Source organism: Okeania sp., from assembly GCF_983059655.1.
In genome coordinates this window covers 4,962-8,190 of sequence record NZ_CEZPJD010000163.1, presented here as the reverse complement: position 1 = coordinate 8,190, position 3,229 = coordinate 4,962, and the positions used below count along the sequence as shown (strand labels likewise).

3 protein-coding genes and 1 pseudogene are annotated in these 3,229 nt (G+C 40.5%); 2 read left to right on the top strand and 2 right to left on the bottom strand.

Going from position 1 to position 3,229, the window contains the following annotated elements; genetic code table 11:
* The first annotated feature begins 191 nt into the window (after positions 1 to 191).
* Both AC3DU7_RS11560 and AC3DU7_RS11555 read left to right on the top strand, forming a co-directional pair.
* Positions 192 to 536 (top strand): nucleotidyltransferase domain-containing protein, encoded by a 345-nt coding sequence (locus AC3DU7_RS11560; protein WP_488039496.1) that lies wholly within the window; start codon positions 192 to 194, stop codon positions 534 to 536.
* A pseudogene (locus tag AC3DU7_RS11555) lies at positions 533 to 919 on the top strand (HEPN domain-containing protein). The gene AC3DU7_RS11560 and the pseudogene AC3DU7_RS11555 overlap by 4 nt, the downstream one beginning before the upstream one ends.
* A 59-nt stretch (positions 920 to 978) precedes the next feature.
* On the opposite strand, the gene AC3DU7_RS11550 reads toward AC3DU7_RS11555, so the two are convergent.
* Positions 979 to 1,959 carry an aldo/keto reductase gene (locus AC3DU7_RS11550; RefSeq protein WP_488039495.1) on the bottom strand — a complete coding sequence of 327 codons (981 nt, stop codon included), beginning with the start codon at positions 1,957 to 1,959 and terminating at the stop codon, positions 979 to 981.
* A 410-nt stretch (positions 1,960 to 2,369) separates the two neighbouring features.
* On the bottom strand, positions 2,370 to 3,005 hold the full coding sequence (locus AC3DU7_RS11545; RefSeq protein ID WP_488039494.1) for a cytochrome c oxidase subunit 3: 636 nt from the start codon (positions 3,003 to 3,005) through the stop codon (positions 2,370 to 2,372).
* Positions 3,006 to 3,229 lie beyond the last annotated feature (224 nt).

Sequence of the window (3,229 nt, the reverse complement as noted above, 5' to 3'; positions counted from 1 at the left end):
TTTTAAGCCCAAATATAGCCCAAACTCTGTTTTAGGATTTTACCACCCAGAAACACGGGAATTAACAGATTTTGCAGTTTGTTAATTTGAGGAACTTTCGCAGAGCAAGTGTGGCAGCTATATCGCCCCCATTCCCTATAACTAACTCATGCTAATATACCAATCAAAAACAACAGCCAATTCTCAAATATATGCAAAAGTTGCCAACTCCAACTACTAATCCTCAACTCAAAGAAATAATCGCCCAAACTCGCCAGGGATTAGAAAAAATTTATGGCGAACAATTAGAGCAATTAGTTCTCTTTGGCTCCCAAGCAAGAGGCGATGCCAGAGCTGACTCAGATATAGACCTTCTCATTGTTCTCAAAAATCCCTTTGACTACTCCACTGAAAGCGATCGTATTAGTTTTTTAATCGCAGACCTCTGCTTAGAGTACAACGTCTTGATTAGTTGTGCCTTTGCAGAGTACGAACAATTCCAACATCGTAACAATGGATTTTTCCGCAACGTCCGTGCAGAGGGCAAAACCGTATGACCCCAGAACAACAAATACTGTTAAATAAAGCAGCCAGAAGCCTACAAGCAGCGCGAGAGCTCAACAATAGAGGTTTTTCCGAATTTGCAGCCTCCCGTGCCTATTACGCTATGTTTTATGTAGCAACCGCATTTCTGGAAGGAGAAGGACTATCCTACAGCCGACACTAAGCCGTCATTGCTGCTTTCGGTAGGCAATTTAGTCGGACTCAACGAATTCCAGTAGAATATCATCGTTACCTTATTGATGCAGAAAGAATTCGTGTGAGGGGTGATTACGATTTAGAACCGAATATTACTGAAACCCAAGCAGAAGAACTCATATCTCGCGCCGATGAAATTCTCAATTTTGCCTTGACCAATATTGACTCGCTGCCACCCTAGCTATAGCGCTACGCGCAAGAAGGTAAAACTTTTTCTTCTTCCTTCTTCCTTCTTCCATATCACTTAGTCTGAAAAATATTTTGTACCATTTTCTTATCTGTACTAGCAGCAGCATTATCTAGTTCCGCAACTTCACCAGCATCTAATTCCCAACCTAATGCACCAATATTTTGTTCTGCCTGTGCTAGATTTTTTGCTCCCGGAATAGGAATTGTACCTTTACAAATACACCAGTTAATTGCTACTTGCGACATAGTTTTATTTCTTGACTTTGCCACTGCTTCTAAACATGATAATAGGGGGCGAACTCCTGGTAATATTTGCTTAAATAAAAAACCTCGAATACCTTGAGGAACAGAACCGTTTTCTGAATATTTTCCTGTTAATATTCCCAATGCTAAAGGACTATATGCAATTAATTTAATTCCCAATTCATCACAGACTTCTTTAACTCCTAATTCTGTGACCGGATAGGTTGATAATAGGGAATATTGAACCTGTAGAGTAGTGATAGGAATATGGCGATCGCGAAATCTTTCATACACTTTCATCAAGCGTTTTGGTCCATAGTTAGATAGCCCCACACCCTTCACTTTGCCTTGTTCATACAAATCAGCCAAACCATCTAAAAGCCCCCATTCCTGCCAGGGTAGATAATTTGCTGTAGACCAGTGCATCTGTACCAAATCAACATTTTTCCCGAGGCGTTGGGCCGATGCTTCCCCAGCAGAAATAATTGCTTGACGACCCCACCGCCAGGGATAAGCAGCAAGTTTTGTGGCAATGCAAATATTATCTTGATTTGCGCCAGTGTATGCTTGGGAAAACTGCCCCAATAGCATTTCACTGCGTCCGTTTAATTTACCTGTACCGTAGGAGTCCCCAGTATCAAATAAAGTTACACCATTAGCAACACAAAGATTGAAAACATTTTGCAACTCATTATCCATACTTTCATCATATCCCCAGAGGAAGCGGTTGCCCCATGCCCATGTACCACAGCCCATTTTTGGTAGGATAAGTTTTTCCTTAGTTTGCATCCTGAACTATTTCTCAATATTAAACATCTATTATTTTCTCACTATAGCGACACGATAGGGAATAGGGAACAGGGAACGGGGAACAGGGAATAGGGAATAGGGAATAGGGAATAGCAAACTGTAAAAGGGTTTTAGGGAAGACAAAAGGCAAAAGGTAGAACCCAGAATTCCCTTCTGCCTTCTGCCTCCTGCCCTCTGCCTTTCCTGATAATTTTGTCAAATGCAACAGAATTGTAGCGACAACGCCTTTGCGTACATATTAACTAGCTATCAGCTTTTCCGTTCCGGAATGTTCCGTAAACAGCATTTATCTGGAGCGCTAAAATTTCAAGGGTTTAAGTCCCCCACGTTTATTTGAAAAGGCGCGCCAGAGAAGCTGATCGCTGATTGCTAACTGCTGAGGTGCTTCTTTAAATCTGAGTCAAAATGTAAAGTAAAGTGAATAAAACAATCCAGATAATATCAACAAAGTGCCAATATATTTCTGCCATTTCAATACCAACGTGCTTTTCTCCATTGTAATGACCAGCACGACGAGAACGCCACAATACACCCAGGATGAGTAGTACACCAACAAAAACGTGCAGACCGTGGAAACCAGTCATCACATAAAAACAATTGGAAAACACATTAGTAGTCAGACCATAACCTAGAGTCATGTACTCATAAACCTGACCACCCAAAAAGATAATACCCATGGCAGCAGTAACTGCATACCATAGACGCATTCCTGAGAGATCGTTCTTTTTGATAGCAGTATCGCCTTTGTGAATCACAAAACTACTAGAAACCAGAATAATAGTGTTGATGGTTGGCAATAACAACTCTACCTCTGTTTCTTCAGGAGGCCAAACCCCGGCATTTGCTCGGTAAATTAAATAAGCAGCAAATAGTCCCCCAAACATCAAAGATTCAGAAGCAAGAAATGTGATTAATCCAAAAACTCGTAAATCCTCATGTTCTTCGTGATGGCCTGCCTCTGCTGACGCAGATTGGACGGAAGTATCAACTAAATTATTAGTTGTCTCAATTGTTGAACCTTGCATAATTTCTTGTACCTAAAATAAACAAAAATAATTTCTGAAAGTTGAGATCTAAAGTAGTTAGCAGTCTATCCAACCACTAACTACTATAACTACTGAATTTCTAAATACAGAACAAACTAGAAATTTAGTCTATAGCAAGGAACGAGTTGGTTCGGAAATAGGTTAGTGATGAAGCGTTAGATAGAGAAATACTTTTCTCACTGTTGCCTGTTGCCTGTTCCCTG

Bases quoted from the DNA above. Each gene is read 5' to 3' on its own strand.
- AC3DU7_RS11545 (WP_488039494.1), bottom strand. From the start codon at position 3,005: ATGCAAGGTTCAACAATTGAGACAACTAATAATTTAGTTGATACTTCC.
- AC3DU7_RS11550 (WP_488039495.1), bottom strand. From the start codon at position 1,959: ATGCAAACTAAGGAAAAACTTATCCTACCAAAAATGGGCTGTGGTACA.
- AC3DU7_RS11560 (WP_488039496.1), top strand. From the start codon at position 192: ATGCAAAAGTTGCCAACTCCAACTACTAATCCTCAACTCAAAGAAATA.